This is a genomic window from Paraburkholderia suaedae, assembly GCF_040812055.1.
GTDB lineage: Bacteria > Pseudomonadota > Gammaproteobacteria > Burkholderiales > Burkholderiaceae > Paraburkholderia.
Genome location: NZ_JBFOAH010000017.1, coordinates 69,110 through 91,288 on the forward strand (window position 1 = coordinate 69,110; position 22,179 = coordinate 91,288).

Sequence of the window (22,179 nt, forward strand, 5' to 3'; positions counted from 1 at the left end):
CGTCGGTCGAGCGCAACACGGCTCAAACCGCTGCAATGCAATCTATCTCGATATCGAAACGTCCGGGCCATGCGGGCACGTTCACGAAAATCCGTGCCGGTGGCCGGGGGCCAAAGAACTGTGCATAGATTTCATTGACGATCGGGAACATCTCGACGGATGTGCAGTAGACGTTGCACTTGAGCACCTGGTCGAGCGACGATCCGCCGGTCTCGACGCAGAGCTTCAGTTGCTCCAGCACGCGTCGAGTTTGCTGTTCGATTGGCGCATCCAGCACCTCGCCGGTCTCCGGATCGAATGGCGGCAAGCCCGACACGTAAAGCGTGTCGCCGTGACGCGTGGCAACGGAGGTGGGTGCCTTCCAACGCTCGAGCCAGCTGGACAATGGTTCAACACGGATGATTTCCCGAGCCATGTGTTTCTCCTTGAGTGACGGAATTGGTATTCATGGCGAGCGTCAAACGTCGCCAGCGAACAGTGCATTGAGATCCGAACCCGCTGGGGCATCTGCGAAGCCGTCGAAGCGTCCTTCCGAAAGCGCCCTGGCGGAGCGCATGAGGCCGCCCCAGGCGCTCCTCGCGAGTGCGCCGCCCACGCTGACGCGCCGCACGCCCAGCGCTGCCAGTTCGGACAATGTCAGGAGCGAGTTCGCGCCAATCAGTACGTTCACCGGTTTGGGCGAGACCGCCGCGACGACGGCCTCAATCTCTTCGCGCGTCCGGATGCCCGGGGCGTACAGGCAGTCCGCGCCGGCCGCTGCGTAAGCCTTCAGACGCTCAAGCGTGTCGTTCAGGTCTGGCACACCAACAAAAAAATTCTCCGCGCGGCCGATCAGCAGCGTATCGCCACCGCTATCGTCGATTGCTTGCCGCGCCGCTGCGAGCCGCGCCACGGCGATCTCGATCGGCAACACGGGGGCGGCGGCATCGCCGCTCGCATCTTCGATCGACAGGCCGGCCACGCCGGCGGCGACCGCGAGTGTCACGCTCTCGGCAACGCCGGCCGCATCGTCGGCAAAGCCGCTTTCGAAATCTGCATTGACCGGCAGGTCGGTAGCCTGGACCATCGCACGCAAGTGCGCGAGGATGTCGTCGCGGCTCACCTGGTTGTCGGCGCGGCCGGTCGACCACGCATAGCCGGAACTCGTGGTCGCGACCGCCTGGAAGCCGAGGCTCGCGAGATAACGTGCGCTGCCGGCGTCCCAAGGGTTCGGCAGCGTGAAACAACCGGATTCGTGTAGCGCCCGGAATGCGGCGCGTTTTTCGGCAGTGGTGCGTGGCATGGCAGAACTCCCAGAGGAGGGGAGAAGCCCTTGCGGGCTTTCGGACGCGTTCAGGCGATTTCCATTTCGACTACCGGGAAGTCGATCTCCGTGTCGAACACGTTATTGACGAAATTCGTCAGCATGAACTGCGCACTCAGCGCGATGATCTCGACGATATTGGCATCGCTGTACCCGGCGGCTCGCACCGCGTCGAGGTCGCCCGTCGTTACTTTGCCGCGCGTTTGCATCAGCTTGCGCGCGAACGCCACCGCGGCCGCGACGCGGGGCACGTCTGAGTCCCCGAGTCTGTTGCGGCGAACCTCATCGCTGGAAAGGCCGGCAAATTCGGTGGCTACGTAGCTGTGGGCGCTGAGGCAGTACTGGCAGCCGTTGACCTGCGACACGGCCAGTGCAATGCCGTCGCGCGTCTTGATGTCGAGTGTTTTGGAGAGAGCGCCCTGTAGGCCGGGCCACCCGTTCAGCGCCTGGGGGCTTTGTGCCATGATGCGGAACAGGTTCGGCGTAAGCTTGAGTTGCCGCGACACGGCGTCGACGACGGCCTTGGACTCGGCGGGAACATTCTGCGGAATAGCGATGCGGCTCATTGCACTGCTCCTTGGGTTCGGTTCGAACTGCGGATGATGGCTGCGGGAACAGGTGTTCCTGCATTGAGAAGCAGTCTAGGAGCGATCGCCGCGCACAGGATCCCGCAAATGTGCGCAAAAGTCCGGCTCGTGGGTCGGCAGTCTGCCCTTCGGGCGTCGAGCGGGCGCGTCAATCCGCGCCGTGCCAATCAGGATCAGGATGAGGATGGTGTGGCTCGATACTCGGCGGGCGCCACGCCATAAATTTCGCGGAAGGCGCGTATGAAAGCACCGCGGCTTGCGTAGCCGGCGTTGTGCGCCACCTGGTCGAGCGCGAGATCCCCGGCGCGCAACTGGGCGGCGGCCTGGTGCATACGCATGTCGCGAAGCACCTGCATCGGCGCCTGGCCGAAGGCCGCCGAGAAGCGCGCCATGAACGCGGATCGGCTCAGACAGGCGATCTGCGCAAGGCTTTCGACAGTGTGCGGCGCGGAAGGCCTCGCGGTCATGTCGGCGAACGCGCGCGCGATCTGGGGGTCACCGAGCAGTGCGAAACGTTCCATCCACAGCGCGCTGGTTTTTAGCGAGCGGCGCACGAGCGCAACGATCACCTGCTTGAGCAGCGCGCCCGACATCGCACCGGCGCCGATTTCCTGTGCCATCAGCTCCTCGAAGGCAGTGCGCAGATACACGTCGAGCCGGTCGGACGGATCGAATTGCTCCACGATCGGCATCGAGAGCATTTCGAAGAGATTAATCGAGGCGCCGAAAGCCGCGGTGAAGTAACCGCAGATCATCACGGTCATGGGCTCAGTCGATCCGGCGCGGAACCGGTTGATGGAATCGACGACACGCTTATGCTCGCGGCCGGATACGACGACCGGTGCGATGCCCGTTTGGTTTGCGGGCACCTCGAGCTTCAGCGGATGTCGCGGTGGGACGATCAGCAGCGTGTGCGGTGTAAGGGGTACCGAATTGGCCCCTTCGATGTGTAGAAGCCCGCTGCCGGAAAGAATGTAGTGGATTCCGGGCGCTGCGTTGCCGTCGAGTTCGAGCACGAACCCTTCGCTTACGAGACACTCGGACAGGCCCAGGACGCGGATCTCGAGCAGCGCGATGAGTTCATCGAGGTGTGCTGCGGAGATGCGCGGGAACGACGACAAGGGCGTTGAAATGGACATTCGTTCGAAAGAACGCAGCAATGCCGGCCAAAGCTGGAAGGCGATGACGCATTGTCGCACGACTGCAGCGGGCTGCGGACTTGCCACGGCAGGCTAGCTCGCGTGTCGACGACCTCCCTAGGGAAGACGGAGAGAACTAGCTGTAGCAGCACATACTCAACAGTCTCCGTCGCTTTTGCACAGACAACGGCCGTACGGTTGAAGCACGGGCGACCGGCTGCAGTGGGTCGGTTTGGTGCATTCGCCGGCGGCCTAGTGGCGGCCAAGTGCCAGCGGTCGCCATCAGGCTGAACCCGGCCATCTCCAGTCGTTCGTCTGCGCGCTCAGACGGACACTCAAGCGTCGGCTTCCCCCGGATAGCGGACTTTCAGTCGTCACTCGAACTCGCGTGGCCATCGTCTGACTCGGCGAACATTTCAGTCCTACTGCCTACGGGCAGCGACTTCTGACAGGTTACGTTGCTCGCTCTTTCTTTCGTGGACTGACGCAGCATTGGCACGCCGTGGGTGAGCGCGGATCCTTCGGTGCTCAGAATCCAGTCGGAGGTAGGTCCGAGTTATGAAGCTCACTCTCGACCACAATGTCATCATCGACTTGGCAAGTGGCTCTATCAATATCGCCCGCGCATGACGCTCCAAATCGACGCCCTGCGGGCGCCGGTGCTGGACCACTCCGTGCAGCACGGCCAGTCAGACGACGCGAGTCCCCCGGAGTCTTGCAGGCCTTACCCGACGGCTTTGAGCTGGCCATGCTTGCATGGCGACGTCTGCGATCGCCTTCAGCTTCTGCGGGCTGCCTCCGTCCCGTGCCTGGACGGCCATTCCACGGGTCACGGCGCTGTAGAAGGCAGCAAGTGCCGGCACGTCGGTGTCAGGCGGTAAGTCGCCGTCTTCGACGCCCTTGCGCAACCGCTGCGCCATCATGTCTTCAGCCTTTGCACGGTGCTCGGCCATCGTCTCGCGAATAGAGGCGAGTTCGGATGGCAGGTGAGTGCCGGCCAGAGAGATCATGCAGCCCGGCGGGTGGCTCTTTCGCGTGAATTCCACGACGGTGGCGTCGAGAAGTTTCGTGAACGCTTCTCGCGTGTCGGCCGTGCCGAACAGTCCGCCAGCAAACCAGACTTCGGACAGGCTCAGGTATGCGTCAGTCGCTTCCCTGTAGAGCTTCTCCTTGCTGCCGAACGAGTTATAGAAGCTCGACGGGCTGATTCCCATGGCCTGGATCAACTGGTCAAAGGAGGTTCCTTCGTATCCCTGCTCCCAGAAGAGATCCATGGCCCGGTTCAGAGCTTCTGTGCGATCAAAGGTCGAGGGCCTGCCGCGGTTGCGCCGGGGTTGCGTATCTTGTTTTGTAGTCATAGCTCCAAAAATCCTTGACATGCTGTAAAGACAAACCTATTCTGCCATAAAGGAGCGATCGCTCCAATAATCAAATCCTTGCAGAAGGAGTCTGTGATGCAGCGAATTGTTCACAACAACCACGGCGAGCCTGCCGAGGTGCTCAGGCTGGAGGCGTTTTCCGAGGCCCCCCCTCTTGCGAGCGGAACGGCTCTCGTGCGCGTGTCCGCCGCACCGGTTCACCCGGGCGACTTGCTGGGCGTCTCGGCTTCCCCGGCCTTTGGGGCGGCTCGCCTTATCCCGAGGGGAGGTCTAGTGCCCGGCGTCGAAGGTGTTGGGGTGGTGGAAGCGCTGGCCGCTGACGTCGCCCCTTCACGCAGGATTCAGGTTGGCACACGGGTGGCCTTCTTTCCCGTAAACGGCGCCTGGAGTTCCAGGATCGCCGCGCCAGTCCAGTCGCTGATACCCGTGCCCGATGAAGTGAGCGATGAGGTCGCAGCGCAGATGTTGGTCAACACGTTGACGGCACGCCTTGCAATGCGGGCTGGTCACAACGCGTTGCCTGAAGACAGGCGCGAAGATGTCACGGTTATTCAGACGGCTGCCAATTCCGCCGTCGGAAAGCTGCTCACTCATCTGCTCGTCGAAGTGGGCGTCAATCCGATCCTGCTCGTCGGCTCCGCGGCGAGCGCGCAAGCGCTTAAAGCTGCTCGCCCCCACCTTTCTGTCATCGTCACGGAGAAGAACCAGGGCTGGAAGGACGAGCTGCGCGATGCGCTGGCGAACAAGCCTGTCTACGTGGCGTTCGATGGCGTCGGCGGCGCGCTATTGCCCGACGTAGCGAGCTTCCTCGCTCGCGGTGGAACGATCGTTAGCTACGGCTCCCTGGGTGGCAATACGACGGACATTCGTTCCATCGCCCCTCGAGCGCTGACCATCAAGGGTGTGTCCTTGTTCAGTTGGCAATTGGAACCTGCGGCGGTGCACGAGGCAGACGTGGCCAAGGCGCTCGAGCTCGCACGCAACTTCCCGAGCCTTTTCCCCGTAGCGGAACGATATCAGTCGAGCAACTACCTGGAAGCGCTCGAACATACGTACCGCAGGGGAAGGACCGGCACGGTGCTGCTTGCGTTCTAGCGCTACGCGTCCTGCGCAATGTGAGGCGCTCCTCGTCGTGAGGGCGGCCTGGTTGCGTTCAACCCGGTTTTTGCAGGATTTCGAAATGAGCGCCGAGTGCCGAAGTATTGCCTCCCGGCTTTCCAGCTGAGCATCTTATGAAAGGACGTAAGCCATGCGTGCTATCCAGAATACCGCTTTCGGCGACCCCGTCGAGACGCTGAAACTCGTTGACCTTGCGGAGCCGGCCAGCCCCCGCCCGAATGAAGTCCTGATCGCGATGGAGTATGCCCCCATCAACGGCAATGACCTGGCCGTCATCACCAATCGCTTCGTCTACTCGACTCGACTGCCCTCGATCGTGGGCAACGAAGGCGTCGGGCGAGTTCTGCAGGTCGGCTCGAATGTCTCCAACGTGAAGGTCGGCGACCGCGTGTTGCCCCCGCTTTATGCGTTGACCTGGCGCGAGCGCCTGGTGATCCCGGCCACGGGGCTGATTGCGCTGCCGGCCAACGTCGATCCACGCCAACTGGCCATGCTGCGCATCAATCCTCCCACGGCCGTACTTCTGCTCGGGCGCTTCGTTGACCTCAAGGAAGGAGACTGGGTCGTGCAAAACGCGGCCAACTCCGGCATCGGTCGCACGGTGATCGCGGTGGCGAAGAAGCGTGGTCTGCGGACCGTCAACTTCGTACGCCGTCCGGAACTGGTCAAGGAACTGGAAGAAGCTGGTGGGGACGTCGTGCTCGTCGATGAGCCGGGCGCCATCGACAAAGCCAGGGCCGCGGTCGGTCCGGGCAACGTCCGTCTGGCCATCGACGGCCTGAGCGGTTCGGCTGCGGTGCGCCTGATCGACGTGCTGTCGCAAAACGGTACCCTGGTGAGTTACGCGTTCACAAGCGGCGAGCCGGTCACGCCGGTCAAGGTCGTGGACCTGCATCTGCGCGGCATCGTCGTGCGCGGCATATACATCGACCTTCCCGAATACCTGCCGTACATCATGGACGCAATCAAGGAGTCTGCCGAACTGATGGCTCGCGGCGAACTTAACCTGCCTGTGGCTGCCGTCTATCCGCTTGCGGACTACCAAAAGGCCGTGGCTCATGCAATCAAGGGTGGCAAGGTGCTGCTCGACTTGCGCTCATCGAACTGACCTGGCTGTTCTCCCAAGTGCCGTGCTCCTGGACGAGCATGGCTTCGTTGACTTACGTTGCCGCTGAGGTGTCGAAATGAAGATTGGTTTTATTGGAGCCGGCGTTGTAGCGCAGTCCATCGCCAGGAGTGCCATTCAAGCAGGACATGAGGTTGTCTTGAGCGCTCGTCGTGGGCCGCAGGCTTTGGTTGGTATCGTGGCCGGACTCGGTCCGAACGCGTCGGCAGATACGGTTCAGGAGGTGGCCCGGCTCGAGCTGGTCATGCTCGCCGTTCCATGGCTTCAAGTCCCTTCGGCCCTGGATCGGCTGCCCAATTGGGCGGGTCGCATTCTGGTGGATACCACCAACCCTTTTACGCAATATGAGCCTCAATTGATTCTGGCCGACTTGGGGGACAAGGGCGCCAGCGAGATCGTCGCGGCACACGCGCCAGGGGCTCGTGTGGTCAAGGCCTTCAATGCCATCCGCATGGAGCACTACCACAAGGGCCCCAAGTTTCATGGCGGAAAGCGCGTCATCTTCGTCTCCGGTGACCACAAGGACGCGAACGCGGTGGTGATCGGACTCGTCAACGATTTTGGCTACGCACCTGTGAATCTTGGCGATCTGGTTTCGGGCGGTCGCATGCAGCAAGCGGGTGGTCCAATTGCTGGTCACGACTGGATCGTCGCATAGGACTGCAAGGTATGCAAACCCATGTCGCGTTATTTCGGGGAACAGGGCGGCTGGATGTCCGGTTGCCCTTTGTAATCTGCCGGTGGCGAGACGCTACTTCGAACGTCGGCAACGGGTCGTGAGTGTGAGTTCACCTATGGAGAAAGCTGCCGTCCGCCTGCCTGACGCTGTGACAGTCAGCACTCTGCCGCATTGCTGACGTAGAACCCAGCCTATTCCAATGACGGCTCAGGCCGACAACCGGTCTAAACCGTGAATCGACCCCGCCTCACTTCCCTTGCCAACCCCGCCCGCTGACGGACTCGTTCGCCTCGTCGTCCCGGTGTGCAGCGAGCGGCCGCGCAGCGTTCGGACCGCGTGGAACCGCCAAATGTCGTCTGGTCTGCTAAATATCGTGAAACTTCAGATAAGTGGAGTTCTCGTCTCGAACGCGTCCTGGTCGAGATGCCATGCCGACAGTCTGCCTTCCCGTTCCTGACCGCGTCGGTTATACGTTTCGAGGACATGGTCAACCCGGTCGCGTTTCGCCGTGATCCGGCGCGTGCCTGGGGCTTCTATGGGCGACGCCTCGATCTGTACCGCCGGACGGTCCCGCATCGTGGCTTCGACATTCTCCGGAAGTGGGGCGAATGGATCGGCGCTTTCGTGTTCACGAGTCACGTCGACGGGCATTTCCAGAAGGCGGCCTTTGCAGACGAGCGCGTAGTCGAGTGACACGGCTCGATTTACTGGCTCCAGTGTTCGGACCTTTGCCGGTTGCACCTGTGGCCGGCTGACGAACTGGAGCCCGAGGTGGATGAAACACGCTGCCGCCTGCTGTCGTCGCTGCCCCGGTGCCCGCGATGTGGCGCGGTCGCGCGCCCCAATATCCTTATGTTCGGCGATTCGGCATGGGTCGAGTGCCGGACTAACCGGCAGATGGCGCAGTTCGGAAGTTGGCTTACCGCACTACGCCGGCCTGTCGTCGTCGCGCTTGGCGCGGGCCGGACAATCCCGACGGCGCGGCACTTCAGCGAGCGGCATGGCCCGCGCGTCAGCCGGATCAATCCGCGCGAATACGCCATTGATCCGCGGCCCGGAGTTGGCATTGCCGGCAATGCGCTCGACGTGCTCAACCGGCTCGAAGGAATGCTCAACTGGCCCGATCAGGAGGATGTGAAATGAATGAGCAAAGAGCATCGCGGTGGAAAGCGGCAGTCAACCAGACGACGAAAACCTGTCGCGCATGGAACCGTTAGACACGGCAGGGCTGCGCACAATGGTGCACTATCTTCGCCACACGTCTGGCGTGACGCTCTGGAAGGCGAGCGATGCTGCCGATGCCATTGAGCAAATGCTGGAGGCCCTCGTCAAGATTGCAGCCCGTGGCCACATCGCGGGACAGGAAATTCAGGTTCCCCGTACGAGGCAATATCCGCGCCTCATCGAAGGCCTTGACCTGTGCGATCTCAGTAACGAAGATCTCGACCGGCTCCGACTGCTTGATCAGAAACTGGCCGGCGCGGAAGCTTGGATACGGCAGCGCCGCGACAGGTGCATGCGTGACTACTTCAACGCCGGTGGCATCCAGCAATTTGCGTCTTTTCGACTCGGACCTGCGCCGTACGGCGACGGGTTGCATCGACGACTCGCTACTACCTCAGTATGTCGTCGTGCATCCGGACCGGAATGCACTGTGGCAGTACGAAGTATTTGATCCTTTCCAGCGGTGGTTTGAAGACGAATTCGCGATGGCGATAGAGTGGCTATCGCGGAAAAAACGGGCGCAGTGACGCCCTCGCAAATAGAGGCACCGCTCACTTCGTCGTCGACGGCCACGAAACTGAAATCAAGGGGTTGTGCGAATCCTGCTCCCGAGCTGGGTGACCTTTCGTACTCGCCTCGCAATGCAGTCAGGTGCGAAAAAAACGCCGTGCCTGTATTATTCTTTATTGCAATGTTATAACATTGCAATATGCATTGCATCTAACAGTTTGGGCGCAAAAGATGACCGATTCCGATAGCGGTGGGTTACAACACCGCCGCAGTGCGTATTGCCCGGCACAAGGACAACTGGGCGCGACGACGCAGGGGATACCGCGTGGTGCGATGCGACCTATTCAACAACGACAGTCAAGCTAATGAAACATCGCACACTTTTCTCTCACGCCGCGTTGCTGCTTTTCGCGCAAGCGCTAGCAGGCCATGTTTATGCTGCGCCGGGCGACGGCTCGGTAGGCGGCCTCGTCACAGATAGTCTCGGCAAGCCTGTAGCGGACGCGAATGTGGTCCTTCAAACCGCCACCGGGGCGTCCGCAGCAACCGCAAAAACCGATGCAGGCGGGCATTTCTCAGTGCGGGACGTCGCGCCGGGGACTTACGCAATCGTTGTCACCGCAACGGGATTTACTAGCGGGAGCAGCGTCGCCACAACCAGCCCTGGAACGGAAAGTTCCGTTACGGTCGCGCTTACAAAAAGCGACGCGATTGACGTGCGGGTCAGTGCCCAGCGCCTGGACCAGGCACGCAACGGACTGTCGCCGGAAACCGGCAGCAGCGTCTACCGCATTACCGACGCGGACATCCGCAACATGCCGCAAGGCGATGCGACGCCGCTCAATCAGGTCCTGCTGCAAGCGCCCGGCGTCGCGCAGGATTCATATGGCATGGTCCACGTGCGGGGCGAACACGCGAACCTGCAATACCGGATCAACGGCATCATGATTCCGGAACCGATCTCCGGCTTTGGCCAGTCCTTCGATACGCGCATCATCCAACAGGTGGACCTGCTCACCGGCGCGCTTCCCGCGCAATACGGGTTGCGAACCGCCGGCATCGTCGACCTCACGACCAAGTCGGGCGAAGCGGGCAACGGCGGCGCGCTAGGCGTGTACGGCGGCAGCCACGGCACCGCGCAGACCAGCGGCGACGTGTACGGCACCCAGGGTGCGCTGACTTACTACTTCAGCAGTTCGGCCGGCGTCAACGATCTCGGCATCGAAGCGCCGACCTCGGACGGCTCGCCGCTGCACGACCACACCCGGCAAGGCAATGCATTCGGCTACATGTCGTACCTGATCAATCCGCTTACCCGGGTCAGCGTCACCTTTGGCACCGCGAGCAACCAGTTCGAAATTCCGAATACACCAGGGCAACCGACCCAGTTCGTGCTCAACGGCCGGACTACTTTCGATTCCGCGGCGCTCAACGAAACCCAGAGTGAACTCAACAACTTCGCGACCGTCGCGTTGCAGGGGACGAACGGCGACAAGCTCGACTACCAGGTCGCGTACTTCACGCGCTATACGCGCACGCAGTTCAACCCCGATCCGATCGGCGATCTGCTCTTTAACGGCGTCGCTTCGCAAGACTTCCGCAGCAATTGGGCCAATGGACTGCAGGGCGATACCACCTACCGGCTGAACGGTTCGCATACGCTGCGCGCCGGCGTGTATTTCGAGCAGGACCGCGCGGTCGCCAACGACAGCGTCTCCGTGTTCCCCACTGTCGATGGCGCGCAGTCCTCCGACCAGCCCTTCACGATCAACAGCGCGAGCACGACGATCGGCCGGCTCTTTGGCGTCTATGTGCAAGACGAGTGGAAGGTGAACGACAAGCTCATCATCAATTACGGACTGCGCTACGACAGAATGAACGAAGTTGTCGATGCCAGCCAGTTGAGCCCGCGCGTCGGCGTGGTGTACAAGGCAACGCCGAGCACCACGCTGCATGCCGGTTACGCGCGGTACTTCACACCTCCCCCTCTCGAACTGATCGCGCCGACCACGGTGGCGCAATTCAACAACACGACAAACCAGGCTGCGAGTCCGCAAAATTCGCCGGTAAAACCCGAGCGAAGCCATTACTTCGATGTCGGCGTAACCCAGCGCGTCACCTCTGCGGTGACGGTGGGCGTGGATGCGTACTACAAGAAGGCGACCGATCTGCTCGACGAAGGGCAGTTCGGCACCGCCCTGATCAACACGCCGTTCAACTACCAGACCGGCCACGATTACGGCGTCGAATTCACCGCCAACTATAAGGACGAGCATTTTTCCGCGTACGCGAACCTGGCGCTCAGCCGTGCAACTGGCGAAAACATCGTCTCGGGCCAGTTCAACTTCTCACCCGATGAACTTGCGTACATCGCCAGCCATCCCGTCAACCTGGACCACGATCAGTTGATCACCGGTTCGGCGGGGATCGCCTACACGTTTGCGCGCACGACCTACAGCGCGGACACCACGTTTGGCAGCGGTCTGCGCAGCGGCTTTGCCAACACGGACCATGTGCCGTTCTATGTGAATATCAACCTCGCGGTCATCCACCACTTCCAGGCGCCCCTCATCGGCAACTTCGATGGACGCCTGGTCGTGGTCAATCTTCTAAATCGCGCCTACCAGTTGCGCGACGGTTCAGGGATCGGCGTTGGCGCCCCGCAGTTCGCACCGACGCGCGCTTTCTACGCGGGCATCACGAAGTACTTCTAAACCGCCCGTGCGGCATACCGCCGCGTGAGCAGGAATCCACGACACCATGAACGATTTTTCCCAACTGTTTCTCGCTGTCCGCCTGGGGGGATGGGTCATCTACCCGTTGACCGTCCTCGCGGTGGCCGGACTTGCGATCATCCTCGACAAGGCTTATTCGCTGCACCGGTTCGCGCGAATTCCAGCCCGCATTGACCAACTGATCGAGGCCCCCGTCGTCGATTTCGCGCAGATACGCGCACAGATTGCGGCGCTGCCCGAGCGCCATGCGCTGCGCAGCTTCGCCGCGCCGATTCTCGACGCAGGGAAGGCGCCGATCTGGTGGATCGAGTCACGTGCCGAGACCGCCGCGCAGCATATCGAGCGCGCCCTGAACCGCGGGCTGTGGCTGCTGGAAACCGTCGTGACGGCCGCGCCTCTGCTGGGACTGCTCGGCACGATCATCGGCATGATGCACTCGTTCCGGCTGATCGGCGGACAGGGCGTCGTGAACCCGACCGGTGTGACGGGCGGTGTCGCGCAAGCGCTGGTCGCGACCGCAATCGGCCTGGTGATCGCTCTTGTCGCGCTCTTCGCGTTCAATTATTTTTCCCGGCGGGTCGGCGAATTGCTCGATCACTTCGAGCGGGTCGGCACACGGCTGATCGGGCAGCTCCGACTTGACCAGGAAGATCCGGAAGGGGCGGCGCAACGCCATCTTGACCGGGAGCGCGCGGAAGGGCCGGCGCATCTGCGGCTCGCCGGTGAGCATGCGCAAGGACCTCGCAAGTGAAACTGAAACGTTCAAGACAGGCTCGGCGCGGGAAGATCGAAATCATCCCGATGATCGACGTGATGTTCTTTTTGCTCGCGACCTTCATGCTCGCATCGCTTTCGATGCAGCGGCTCGATTCGATGAAAATCGACTTGCCGGGCGGACAGGCGCAACGGCTCAACCTGGACACACCGCTTACACTCACGGTCACGCGTGCGAATGCTATCTTCGTCAATCGCCAGCCAGTGCAGCTTGCTGCGCTTGCCGGTGATCTGCGGCCGTTGCTGAAGCCGGACGGCAACCTGGTGGTGACCGCCGACGACGCCGCGTCGCACGGCGTGGTCGTGAAGGCGATGCTCGAAGCACGGAAAGCCGGCGTGCAGCACTTCCTGATCGCCGTTCACCATGAGTAACGTTGGCCGCCGCAGCAATACGTCCTTGCTCGACGAACCGACAACCCGCATCCTCGTGGTGGTGGCCGTCGCGTTCTGGTTGTGGTGCGCAGCGCTGGTACTCGTCGGCGGACTGCTCGTGACGCCTGAGATCACGCCGCCCTCGCCTCCGAATCTCGACGCGCAACTCGTTGAAATAGAGTCCCCGCCGCCGGCCACAAGCACGCCCGCGCCGGCTCGTCCGGCACCGCCGGCGAACATTAAGCGGGCAACGCCGGCGCCGGTGCATCATGTAACTCCCGTACACCAGGAACCGTCCCGGCAAGCTGCGGCGCCTGTGGCGCCGCCAGCTGCACCCCCGGGCCGTGCTGCGCCTTCCGTGGAGCCATCCCCAGCCCCTTCTGCGCCACTGGCATCGGCAATGCCATCGGAGAGTGCCGCGAATCGCTCACCGGCCGCGACGGACCTCGCCGCCAGCGGCAGCGGCCATACTGGCGCGCGTGTAATCACGCAGCCACTACCGGAAATCCCGGACGACTTGCGCGAAGCCGCGTACCACGCCATTGCGCTTGCGCGTTTCACGATTCACCCGGACGGCTCCGTCGAGGTAGAACTCCTGCAGCCGACGCAACAGCCGCGTCTGAACCGGCTGCTCCTCGCCTCGCTGCACAACTGGCGCTTCTTCCCCGCGACCGAGAATGGCAAGCCGGTCGAGAGCCATCAAGACGTTCGCGTCCACCTTGTGGTCCAGTAGCGCACGCCTGGCGTATGCCATGGCGGTGACCCGATGTATCAGCGACCAGTGCCGCGAGGCTCGCTAACTGGCTTGATGCATGCTCTCCTGTTGTTTGGCTTTGTAGGATGCCTGCTCTAGACCACAGATGTGAGCGCGCCACAGGCGCATGGGGGCAGGCGTCGTACAAACGTCAACAATCGAAGACCAACCCGTACGTCCTGTTCGTGCCGGGGCACTCCCAAGGCAAGAAGAGTCGGGACGCCGGGATATGTGCGCTGCTACATATCAACATGGGCAGTCGGCACCGCGAAGACAGTTACGTTGCATACGCCAGTTCGCGGTCGTCTACTCGCAGAATGCAAGCTTGAGTTTCCTATCGCGGCGCGCTAAATTGCGGCTCGCGGATGATTGCAGTTGCCCTCTGTGACGCTGCACATCACCGGTTTGTAACGTGTTCGCAAGGAATACTGATGTCGGATCGGCCTGCCGGCGAAGAAATCGATTTGTGCGAGCGACCGTCTGGACGTGGCGAAACTTCGTTGACTGGATGGGTAGCCCTGGGACTGGCGGGTCTGCTCGGCACCCTGAGCCTTTTGAAAGCGGTACCCATCGATCTGCGCTGGAGCGCGGTTCTGGCGAGCGCGTGCCTGAACGTGTTTGTTGTCACGATATGGCGCTCGTCGATGGCTGGCACGCCACCTGATCCGGCACAGGAATCATGCTGGAAGCGGGGCGCAAGCTTCGTCAGGCAACTTGTCCGGCAAGACGCCGACGTGCCGTCCTTGAGTCTCGCAGTCCGAACTCTCCACTGGCAACCGTGGGGCGTGGCCATTTGTGGCTGTCTTTCCGTCGCGATCGCCACTACGGCGCTGCATCCCCTTTCGGCCGCTACGATCGTTCACGCGATGCTCTCACCGTCTCTTGTGATCGTTAGCGGCGCTGCTGCACTGACGCTTGCTTTTCTCACGCTCGTCGCCGAGCGGTTCTATGCACAGGATGCGCAGCAATCCCGGGCCTCGCTATCGGTGTCGCTCGCGGGCATGCTGCGCGTCCTGGTGGTGTGTGCTGTGGCTGCGGCGCTGTCAGCGGCGTGCTTCGTCTACCTGCACGCGGTGCTTGATCTGGTGGTGCAGGTTGCAGCGGTGTTCACGGCTGCGATTGCCGTCGAAATGATGATCCGCGCCGCGCATCTGTGGTTCTTTGCGCCGCGCGTTGGCGCGAAGGTGGCTCATGTCCCGTCGAGCATCATCGCCGGCGTGCTGCGTTATCGCCGCTCACCGCTCTCGTCTATCGGCGCTGGGTTGCATGACCGCTACGGTATCGATCTGCGTCAGAACTGGGTACTGCGCAGTTTTGTGCGACTGTTGCCTGCCACCGTCGTGGCGATGGTGGCGTGTACGTGGTTGTTGACGTCCGTCGTCGTGCTAGGGCCTTCGCAGCGTGCGGTATACGAACGATTCGGTGCACCGGTAGCGGTCTGGCCGCCGGGCCTTCACTTCGGTTTGCCCTGGCCGTTCGGCAAGGCTCGCCCTGTCGACAACGGTGCCGTGCATCAGCTCATCGTGTCGGGCGGCGCCGACGACGGCAGCGTCGCGGCGCCATCCACTTCCGCCGACGGCCCGACGCCCGAACAGCTGAATCGTCTCTGGGACGTCCAGCATCCTTGGGAGACGAGTCAGGTGATCGCAGGCGCAACTGGCGAGCAGCAGGGCTTTCAGATCGTCAACGCCGACGTGCGGCTCGACTACCGCGTTGGCTCGAGCGATACGGCGGCGCGTGCGGCACTGTACCGGTCGGTCGATCCCGACAGCACCATCCGGTCAATCGCCAATCGGGAGGTGGTGCATTACCTCGCGTCGCATACGCTGCAGGCTTTGCTCGAGACGCGCCAAACCGTCATGGCCGAGAGCGTGGGCCGTGCCGTTCAGCGGCAACTCGACCAGCTCCACAGTGGCATCGAAGTCGTGGCGGTGGTGATTGAGAGCGTGCATCCGCCGTCGGGAGCGGCCGCAGCCTATCACGATGTGCAGGCAGCCCAGATTCGTGCGCACGCGAGTGTTGCCGAGGCACACGGCTTTGCGGCGGGCTTGCTCGGCAATGCGCAGCAACAGGCACTGATCAGCGTCGCCCAGGCGAGCGCCCGGGCGGCTGACACGATTGCGGCGGCGCGCGTGCAGCAAATCAACTTCGAAGCCGACACGGTGGCATACCGGCTGGGCGGACCGGCTTTCCCCGTCGAGTACTATCTGAGCAAGTTACAGCAAGGATTGCAGAATGCGCGCATCACGGTGATCGACGACCGGCTGACAGCCGACCGCCGGGCCACCATCGACCTGCGCTCGTTCACCGTCGGCGATCTCGCCGGTATTCGTCACGGCAATTGACGTCCCAGCTACACCGTATGCGCATCGTACTGGTACTCACGCCCAATGGCGGCGAAGCTGTTTTTAAGGTGACGATATGAGTTTGTTCCATTCGCATTCAGATGGTCACGATCACGGGCACGGTCACCATCATCACGGCGGCAGCGATGCTCAGGCCGCGGTCGGCGGCCCGTTCTCGTTCTATATACGGCTTCTGCTTGCGTTGCTTTGTGTGGTCGTTGCGATCGCGGTGGCGAGTTTTATCTCCGTGCGCGTCGGCGAAGCCTCTGTGATCACGCGCTTCGGTCAACCCGTGCGTGTGCTGCTCGAACCTGGCCTCGCGTGGCATCTGCCGGCGCCTATCGAAGCGGTGGTGCCGGTCGACCTGCGTTTGCATACGACGTCGAGCGGCTTGCAGGACGTGGGCACGCGGGACGGCTTGCGGATCATCGTGCAGGCGTATGTCGCGTGGCGCGTCGCAGCGAACCCGAACGACGTGCGCCGTTTCATTCGGGCCGTGGGCAACCAGCCCGACGAAGCCGCGCAGCAAATCCGCTCGTTGCTGGGCTCGTCGCTGCAAACCACATCGGCAGGGTTCGACCTTGCGTCGCTGGTCAATACCGATCCGTCCCAGGTACGCATCTCTGCTTTTGAAGACGACTTGCGTGGTCAGATTGACGCGCAACTGTATTCGGCGTACGGCGTGCACGTCGTGCAGGTGGGGCTGGAGCGCTTAACGCTGCCGGCTGTGACGCTCGCGGCCACGGTTAGCCGCATGAGCGCCGAGCGCGAGACGGTGGCCGCGCAGCGCACGGCCGACGGTAACCGCGAGGCCGCGCAGATCCGCTCGGATGCGGACCGCGATGCCCGGCTTGCCGTCGCCGATGCGAATGTGAAAGCGGCGGAGATCGAGGCCCAGTCCCGCAAGGATGCTGCCGCAATCTATGGCAACACCTATGCGGGCAATCCGCGGCTCTACACGATGTTACGCTCGCTCGACACCCTCGACTCGGTGGTCAGCGCGAATACGAATCTGATCCTGCGCACCGATGCCGCACCGTTCCAGGCGCTGGTGCAGGGCCCCACCGAACTGAAGCCCGAGCCCTTGCCGCAGCCCGGTACCGGCTCGGTGTCCGCCTCGAAAAAAGCGAGATCCGCGCGATGAATTCGGACGCCGGCTTGCCGCCGCTCGGCCCGGGCGCCCAGGCAGTAAGACTCTCGTTCTGGTTTGTTGCCGCCCTGGTCGTGCTCGCCGCTTTCGCATGGGCCGGGTCGAACATCCGGCGCATTCCGCCTGATAGCCGGGCGGTCGTGTTGCGGTTCGGCTCGTTCGTACGCGCTCAGGAAGCGGGTCTGCTGATTGCCTGGCCACGCCCCTTCGAGTCGACGTTGCTGGTGCCCGGCAGTGCCCGGGTTCTCGAGCAACGCATCCAGTCGCTCGAACGTGATCCGCGAGCGCGCGCCGCGGATATGAATTTGCCGGGAGCACCACCGCTGGCTCAAGCACAGTCCGACACCGGGGCCGTGATCCAGCCGCGGGATATGCTCTCCGGCCCACCGCGCGCCCCGGACAACGTGGCCGGCCCCGACGTGACGCCGCCCGGTGCGCGGTTGCCCGCGCAGTTACCCGATGCGCTGGCCGGATCCGGCTACGTGCTCACTGGCGACAATGGCGTGTTGCAGCCGCGCGTCACGCTGTACTACCGGGTGGTGAATCCCTATGCGTATGTCCTGCAAAAGGATCAGCTTGCTGCGGCGCTCGAGCGGATCGCGTCCGCGTCGGCGGTCGATGTCGTCGCCCAGCGTGGCCTGGATGCGATTCTCGTCGCACGTCCCGAATTATTGTCAGCGGATCAGCAGGTCGCGGTAAAGCGTGAGCGTTTGCGGGGCGATCTCGCGCAGGAAATCGAACGCCGCCTGCGCCAGCTCGAAGCGCAGCACGCGGGACTCGGCGTGGAAGTTGCGCGTGTCGATGTCGAGGTTGCATTTCCGGCTGCCGCGGTGAACGCGTTCAATTCGGTGCTGACCTCGTTGCAGGTGGCCGAGCGCAGTATGGCCGAAGCGCGCACGTCCGCTGAAAAGATCCGCCAGGATGCGCAACAGGACGCCGACCGGATCGTGCAGAACGCACAGGCGAACGCCGTTGAGCGTGTCGCCACTGCGCAGGCTAAAACCATGACCATCCAGCAACTGGAAGTGCCGCTTCGCACCAACAGCGATCCCGGGCTTCTGGCGCGCATGTATCGGGACCGCGTCCGGTCGATCCTCTCGAAAGCGGGCAGCGTGACGACCGTCGGACCGCACGACACATCGAATCTGATCTTGCCGGGAAATGTGCGATGAGTATCGGCGTCGAGCACACAACGCACACAGGTGACCACGCCTCGCACGCGGATGAAGCGAACGGCATCGCCCAGAGGCGTGCGATTGTTTTGACGGCCTCCGAGCAACGGGGCGTCACGCGACAAGTCGCGCTTGCCTTGCTGGCCGGCGGCCTGCTGATTCTGTCCACGGCATGGCACTACATCGTTCCAGCGGATGAAGCGCTTGCGCAGGTCCTGGCCGGCTTCGCTTCGCTGATTGTCGCCGGACCGGTGTTCGCCGGCGCGTGGCACAGTCTGAAATTCCCTGGTCTGCACGGGGTGACTGACCGGCTGATCGCACTCGCCATGCTGGCGGCATGGGCGGTGGGCGACATGGCGACGGCCGCGTTATTGCCGATCGTCATGACGTTCGGACATGCACTCGAAGAGCGCAGCGTGCTCGGATCGCAGGAGGCCATCCGGGCGCTCGGCAGGCTGACGTCGGGCAAGGTGCGGCGCGTGAAGGTGGACGGCGCGATCGAAGAAGTGCCATATGGCGCGGTACGGGCGGGCGACCACATCGAGGTCGTAGCCGGTGCGCGGATTCCTGCCGACGGTGTCGTTCAGCATGGCTGCTCCAGTGTCGACAATGGGCCGATTACCGGCGAGTCAGTGCCGCTCGATGTTGCGCCGGGCTCGACCTTATTCGGCGGCGCGATGAATCTCGACGGTCCGTTGCGTATCGAAGTCACTCACGCGGGCAAGCAGTCGACGCTCGGCAGGATCATCGAGTTGATGCAGCGTGCCGAGCAGGTAAAGCCGCCGATTATCCAGATACTCGAACGCTACATGGGTGGTTATTTGTGTCTCGTCCTGCTGATCGCGGCGATCGTCTGGTTCGTCTCGGCGAATGCATCGGCGATGCTGGCCGTGATCGTCGCGGCGTGTCCCTGCGCGCTGGTGCTCGCCGCGCCATCGACGGCCATTGCCGGCATTGCGGTCGGCGCGCGCCACGGCATCCTGTTCAGAAGCGCCGCGTTTCTCGACAGGTTTGCGCAGATCGATTCGCTGGTGATCGACAAGACCGGCACGTTGACCCACGGCGACATGCGTGTCGAAGACGTGATGCTGGAACCGGGCGCCGACGTGGCGCAGGTGCTCGAACTCGCGGCGCGGCTTGGTGGCAGCAGTGCGCATCCGGTGAGCCGCGCGCTGCTGCGTTACGCGACCGAAGCCGCACAATCGCCCGAATTCGAACGGGCGCCGTTCGAACACGCGCGCGAACTACGCGGGTTGGGCGTCCTTGCGCAAACGCCGGAAGGCGTCGCAGTGCTGGGCCGCTACGGGTTGCTCGCGGACTACGTGCAGGCTTTGCCGGAACCGCGCCGCGAGATCGAAGGACCTTGCGTCGGTCTTGCATTGAACGGCCGGTTGCTCGCGTGGTTCGGGTTTGCCGACGCACTGCGTGCGGAAGCAAAGGATGCGCTGGCGGAGTTGCGGGAGCTTGGGCTGACGCGCCAGACGCTGTTGACCGGAGACCGCGAGCCGGTGGCCCGAAAAATGGCAGCTGAGACCGGCATTGCCATGGTCGTCGCGCAGGCGCTGCCGCACGACAAGCTCGACTACGTCGTGCGGGAAATGGCGGCTGGCTTTCATCCGCTGGTCGTCGGCGACGGCCTGAACGATGTGCTCGCCATCAAGGCCGGCCCCACCAGCATTGCGATGGGCGAGCGTGGCATCGACATTGCCGTGGCGTCGGCCGATGTCGTGCTGCTCGGCGACGACTTGCGTCGTATCCCGATGTGTGTCCGCCTCGGGCGCCGCTGCCTGCACACGGCGGCGATCAATGCCGCGATCGGAGTGGCGTGGACTGTCGCCGTGATCGCGCTTGCCGCGACCGGCGTGCTCAGTGCCGTCTGGGTTGCGCTGTTGCATAACCTGGGCACATTCATTGTGATCGCGAATGCGGGGCGGCTGCTGCGTATCGACGAAGGTAGTGGCGCTTATTTACCCCGCGATACAAGCGCCACTGCTTCGCGACTCACCTGCCCGGACAGAAGGTCGATGTCCGCCTGATCCAGGTTTTGCTCGGCCACCGGCAGCTCGATACCACCGCACTGCACGCCCAAGTTGCCACCGACCTGCTGCGCGAGGTGAGGCTCGCCTAAAAGAGGATCGTCCGCGCACCGGGCTCGAGCGCGGGCCGTGCCTTGCAAAGGGATTGAGCTCGGTTCGGCGTAACTGCAACTCCAATTGTCGGCTTGTGGATGTTCGATTCAGCGATTCAGAAGGGGGAATAAGGTAGCTCGCGCTGGTCGCGGGCTCCCGAGAGGGTAGCCGGCCAAGTTCGGCCAAGTTCGGCCGATCCGGCAAGTACCGTGTATGGACCGGAGATATAAGATCCTGAAAGGCGGCTAGCCGCCTTCGGTGTCTGCCTACGTTCTAGCCACGCACGAACCACGTTCGTTTAGCTGAATTGAGCATGCCCCGATACACAAGCCAGGACACCACAAAGCTTGCTGGCGCGGAGAACGACTGCACGGGTCCCGACACATTCATCAATACAAGGCCGGCGAATGCGCCTGCAAACCATGCTGTCAACCCGCCCGGATTGAAAGCAGGTACATGCGAATCGCGGCATTCGATTTCGCTACCGATCAGTTCGTCGTAGCGTGCTGAGAGAATGTGTGCGAGCGCCACACCGACCCACGCGACCACGAAGATTCCCTGATACGCAAGCGCCTGCAGTATTTTCGAGAATACGTCGGCCATCATCAAGGCATAAACAACCGCGCCGACAACCAGCGCCCACACGAACTTCGGCGCGCGAAGGGCGGCCACCTTCTGAAAGAAAGCCTGCATGTTAATGGCGGCGAGATAGTAGTTCGCCGTATTGATGCGCGACTGAGTGACCCACACGAACAGCAGGCCCCAGATCCCCATCAGCTTGAGCAGCGCAAGCACGACGGATACCTCCGAGAGTGTGCCGAGTCCGGGGATCGTGCTGACCAGATAGATGCCGACCGCTCCATTCAGCAGGAACGTAACCAGATAGAACGGCATGCCGAAGTTGAAGCGGCCGTGATAACCGGCGTCGGCCTTGCGACCAAAGCGGGCGTAATCGAAGGTAAACATCATCAGTACCCAGACGCCCATGTAATAGACAAAGCAACTCCACCAGCCATTGGCCGGTATGTTGCCTTTCGGGCCGAAGTCGAGCCACGCCGCGTTGTAGCCATATTCATGGGTCGCCAGCGCGACGGCTGCGACCAGTCCAAGCAGATAGAACGGCAGCAGCACACCGTTGAATTTGTCGAGCCAGTGTTGCACACTGCCGAACACGAGCGGCACGCTGTAGCAAACGACGATCAGCGCCGCCCATCGGTAGTCGAGCACCGGAAACAGGCTGTGCGCCGCAACGGCGATCACAGATCCTTCAAATACCGCGTAATAGATCGCAGTCGCGAAGAAGATCAACGTGGCGAGCGCAGCGCCCGCGCTGCCGAACAAGACCCGTGAAAACAGCGCGACGGACAGGCCGGTGCGAACCGCGTAGCGGCTGATGATGGAGTTGACAAGACCGTACGACACCACTGATAGCGCCATCCCGATCAGCGCGTTGCGCGCACCGTAATTGAGCGCAAGCGTTGCGCCGACCACAATATAGAACACCGCGCTGCATACCGCCCACCAGGCCATCGTGAGCGAAAACGCCGGCATGCGGGCGTTCTCCGGTATGGCGACAGTCGATAGATCGAGATTGTTTTCGGCTGGTTCCTGTGCCAGATTGGCCATGATCGTGCTCCTCAATGCGTCTGCAGGTTTGAAAGCGACGCCGTGATAGGGACCGT

20 protein-coding genes and 1 pseudogene are annotated in these 22,179 nt (G+C 62.5%); 14 read left to right on the forward strand and 7 right to left on the reverse strand.

Translation table 11 applies throughout. The features are described from left to right. Positions 1-22: 22 nt before the first annotated feature. From ABQJ48_RS22175 to ABQJ48_RS22195, 5 genes are all read right to left on the reverse strand, one after another. Positions 23-415, reverse strand: a complete 393-nt coding sequence (locus ABQJ48_RS22175) for a RidA family protein (protein WP_367840148.1) — start codon at positions 413-415, stop codon at positions 23-25. 42 nt (positions 416-457) lie between these two features. Continuing rightward, positions 458-1,282 (reverse strand): isocitrate lyase/PEP mutase family protein, encoded by an 825-nt coding sequence (locus ABQJ48_RS22180; RefSeq protein WP_367840149.1) that lies wholly within the window; start codon positions 1,280-1,282, stop codon positions 458-460. A gap of 50 nt (positions 1,283-1,332) precedes the next feature. Further along, entirely contained in the window at positions 1,333-1,869 is a 537-nt protein-coding gene (locus tag ABQJ48_RS22185) for a carboxymuconolactone decarboxylase family protein (RefSeq protein WP_367840150.1), read from the reverse strand. Between the two features lie 194 nt (positions 1,870-2,063). After that, positions 2,064-3,029 carry a helix-turn-helix transcriptional regulator gene (locus ABQJ48_RS22190; protein ID WP_367840151.1) on the reverse strand — a complete coding sequence of 322 codons (966 nt, stop codon included), beginning with the start codon at positions 3,027-3,029 and terminating at the stop codon, positions 2,064-2,066. Positions 3,030-3,718: 689 nt separating this feature from the next. Beyond that, positions 3,719-4,387 carry a TetR/AcrR family transcriptional regulator gene (locus tag ABQJ48_RS22195; protein WP_367840152.1) on the reverse strand — a complete coding sequence of 223 codons (669 nt, stop codon included), beginning with the start codon at positions 4,385-4,387 and terminating at the stop codon, positions 3,719-3,721. Positions 4,388-4,483: 96 nt separating this feature from the next. On the opposite strand from ABQJ48_RS22195, the gene ABQJ48_RS22200 reads away from it, so the two are divergent. The 5 genes from ABQJ48_RS22200 to ABQJ48_RS22220 all read left to right on the forward strand — a co-directional run bounded on the left by ABQJ48_RS22200 (position 4,484) and on the right by ABQJ48_RS22220 (position 8,475). Beyond that, on the forward strand, positions 4,484-5,503 hold the full coding sequence (locus ABQJ48_RS22200) for a zinc-binding dehydrogenase (RefSeq protein WP_367840153.1): 1,020 nt from the start codon (positions 4,484-4,486) through the stop codon (positions 5,501-5,503). Between the two features lie 154 nt (positions 5,504-5,657). Beyond that, positions 5,658-6,635, forward strand: coding sequence for a zinc-dependent alcohol dehydrogenase family protein (locus tag ABQJ48_RS22205; RefSeq protein WP_367840154.1), 978 nt, complete (start codon positions 5,658-5,660; stop codon positions 6,633-6,635). Positions 6,636-6,711: 76 nt separating this feature from the next. Continuing rightward, positions 6,712-7,311 carry an NADPH-dependent F420 reductase gene (locus ABQJ48_RS22210; protein WP_367840155.1) on the forward strand — a complete coding sequence of 200 codons (600 nt, stop codon included), beginning with the start codon at positions 6,712-6,714 and terminating at the stop codon, positions 7,309-7,311. 504 nt (positions 7,312-7,815) lie between these two features. Beyond that, on the forward strand, positions 7,816-8,025 hold the full coding sequence (locus ABQJ48_RS22215) for an SIR2 family NAD-dependent protein deacylase (protein ID WP_367840156.1): 210 nt from the start codon (positions 7,816-7,818) through the stop codon (positions 8,023-8,025). 42 nt (positions 8,026-8,067) lie between these two features. Then, on the forward strand, positions 8,068-8,475 hold the full coding sequence (locus ABQJ48_RS22220) for an SIR2 family NAD-dependent protein deacylase (protein ID WP_367840157.1): 408 nt from the start codon (positions 8,068-8,070) through the stop codon (positions 8,473-8,475). Positions 8,476-8,545: 70 nt separating this feature from the next. Here the strand turns inward: ABQJ48_RS22220 and ABQJ48_RS22225 are convergent, their stop codons facing one another. Then, a complete protein-coding gene (locus ABQJ48_RS22225) occupies positions 8,546-8,932 on the reverse strand; it encodes a hypothetical protein (RefSeq protein ID WP_367840158.1) in 387 nt (128 codons plus the stop codon). Between the two features lie 499 nt (positions 8,933-9,431). On the opposite strand from ABQJ48_RS22225, the gene ABQJ48_RS22230 reads away from it, so the two are divergent. The 9 genes and pseudogenes from ABQJ48_RS22230 to ABQJ48_RS22270 all read left to right on the forward strand — a co-directional run. Then, complete coding sequence (locus ABQJ48_RS22230) at positions 9,432-11,780, forward strand: TonB-dependent receptor (protein ID WP_367840159.1); 2,349 nt, start codon at positions 9,432-9,434, stop codon at positions 11,778-11,780. Between the two features lie 46 nt (positions 11,781-11,826). Continuing rightward, entirely contained in the window at positions 11,827-12,552 is a 726-nt protein-coding gene (locus ABQJ48_RS22235) for a MotA/TolQ/ExbB proton channel family protein (RefSeq protein WP_367840160.1), read from the forward strand. After that, positions 12,549-12,947: an ExbD/TolR family protein gene (locus tag ABQJ48_RS22240; protein WP_367840161.1), complete on the forward strand. Its 399-nt coding sequence runs from the start codon at positions 12,549-12,551 to the stop codon at positions 12,945-12,947. The genes ABQJ48_RS22235 and ABQJ48_RS22240 overlap by 4 nt, the downstream gene beginning before the upstream one ends. Further along, entirely contained in the window at positions 12,940-13,680 is a 741-nt protein-coding gene (locus tag ABQJ48_RS22245) for an energy transducer TonB (protein ID WP_367840162.1), read from the forward strand. Before ABQJ48_RS22240 ends, ABQJ48_RS22245 begins: the two co-directional genes overlap by 8 nt. A gap of 452 nt (positions 13,681-14,132) precedes the next feature. Next, the gene (gene hflK, locus ABQJ48_RS22250) at positions 14,133-16,046 is read left to right on the forward strand and encodes a protease modulator HflK (RefSeq protein ID WP_367840163.1); all 1,914 of its coding nucleotides are present in this window, start codon (positions 14,133-14,135) and stop codon (positions 16,044-16,046) included. 76 nt (positions 16,047-16,122) lie between these two features. Further along, the gene (gene hflC, locus ABQJ48_RS22255) at positions 16,123-17,190 is read left to right on the forward strand and encodes a protease modulator HflC (RefSeq protein WP_367840164.1); all 1,068 of its coding nucleotides are present in this window, start codon (positions 16,123-16,125) and stop codon (positions 17,188-17,190) included. Continuing rightward, complete coding sequence (locus ABQJ48_RS22260) at positions 17,187-18,368, forward strand: SPFH domain-containing protein (RefSeq protein ID WP_367840165.1); 1,182 nt, start codon at positions 17,187-17,189, stop codon at positions 18,366-18,368. Before hflC ends, ABQJ48_RS22260 begins: the two co-directional genes overlap by 4 nt. After that, positions 18,365-20,404 carry a heavy metal translocating P-type ATPase gene (locus tag ABQJ48_RS22265; RefSeq protein WP_367840166.1) on the forward strand — a complete coding sequence of 680 codons (2,040 nt, stop codon included), beginning with the start codon at positions 18,365-18,367 and terminating at the stop codon, positions 20,402-20,404. Before ABQJ48_RS22260 ends, ABQJ48_RS22265 begins: the two co-directional genes overlap by 4 nt. Beyond that, a pseudogene (locus ABQJ48_RS22270) lies at positions 20,353-20,496 on the forward strand (integrase); the annotation flags it as partial. The gene ABQJ48_RS22265 and the pseudogene ABQJ48_RS22270, both read left to right, overlap by 52 nt. Positions 20,497-20,770: 274 nt before the next feature. Here the strand turns inward: ABQJ48_RS22270 and ABQJ48_RS22275 are convergent. Continuing rightward, on the reverse strand, positions 20,771-22,123 hold the full coding sequence (locus tag ABQJ48_RS22275) for a purine-cytosine permease family protein (protein ID WP_367840167.1): 1,353 nt from the start codon (positions 22,121-22,123) through the stop codon (positions 20,771-20,773). Positions 22,124-22,179 lie beyond the last annotated feature (56 nt).

Coding starts and splice junctions, on each gene's coding strand:
- hflK (WP_367840163.1), top strand. CDS start 14,133: ATGTCGGATCGGCCTGCCGGCGAAGAAATCGATTTGTGCGAGCGACCG.
- ABQJ48_RS22195 (WP_367840152.1), bottom strand. CDS start 4,387: ATGACTACAAAACAAGATACGCAACCCCGGCGCAACCGCGGCAGGCCC.
- ABQJ48_RS22190 (WP_367840151.1), bottom strand. CDS start 3,029: ATGTCCATTTCAACGCCCTTGTCGTCGTTCCCGCGCATCTCCGCAGCA.
- ABQJ48_RS22175 (WP_367840148.1), bottom strand. CDS start 415: ATGGCTCGGGAAATCATCCGTGTTGAACCATTGTCCAGCTGGCTCGAG.
- ABQJ48_RS22260 (WP_367840165.1), top strand. CDS start 17,187: ATGAATTCGGACGCCGGCTTGCCGCCGCTCGGCCCGGGCGCCCAGGCA.
- ABQJ48_RS22210 (WP_367840155.1), top strand. CDS start 6,712: ATGAAGATTGGTTTTATTGGAGCCGGCGTTGTAGCGCAGTCCATCGCC.
- ABQJ48_RS22265 (WP_367840166.1), top strand. CDS start 18,365: ATGAGTATCGGCGTCGAGCACACAACGCACACAGGTGACCACGCCTCG.
- hflC (WP_367840164.1), top strand. CDS start 16,123: ATGAGTTTGTTCCATTCGCATTCAGATGGTCACGATCACGGGCACGGT.
- ABQJ48_RS22205 (WP_367840154.1), top strand. CDS start 5,658: ATGCGTGCTATCCAGAATACCGCTTTCGGCGACCCCGTCGAGACGCTG.
- ABQJ48_RS22245 (WP_367840162.1), top strand. CDS start 12,940: ATGAGTAACGTTGGCCGCCGCAGCAATACGTCCTTGCTCGACGAACCG.
- ABQJ48_RS22200 (WP_367840153.1), top strand. CDS start 4,484: ATGCAGCGAATTGTTCACAACAACCACGGCGAGCCTGCCGAGGTGCTC.
- ABQJ48_RS22185 (WP_367840150.1), bottom strand. CDS start 1,869: ATGAGCCGCATCGCTATTCCGCAGAATGTTCCCGCCGAGTCCAAGGCC.
- ABQJ48_RS22225 (WP_367840158.1), bottom strand. CDS start 8,932: ATGCAACCCGTCGCCGTACGGCGCAGGTCCGAGTCGAAAAGACGCAAA.
- ABQJ48_RS22235 (WP_367840160.1), top strand. CDS start 11,827: ATGAACGATTTTTCCCAACTGTTTCTCGCTGTCCGCCTGGGGGGATGG.
- ABQJ48_RS22180 (WP_367840149.1), bottom strand. CDS start 1,282: ATGCCACGCACCACTGCCGAAAAACGCGCCGCATTCCGGGCGCTACAC.
- ABQJ48_RS22275 (WP_367840167.1), bottom strand. CDS start 22,123: ATGGCCAATCTGGCACAGGAACCAGCCGAAAACAATCTCGATCTATCG.
- ABQJ48_RS22215 (WP_367840156.1), top strand. CDS start 7,816: ATGGTCAACCCGGTCGCGTTTCGCCGTGATCCGGCGCGTGCCTGGGGC.
- ABQJ48_RS22230 (WP_367840159.1), top strand. CDS start 9,432: ATGAAACATCGCACACTTTTCTCTCACGCCGCGTTGCTGCTTTTCGCG.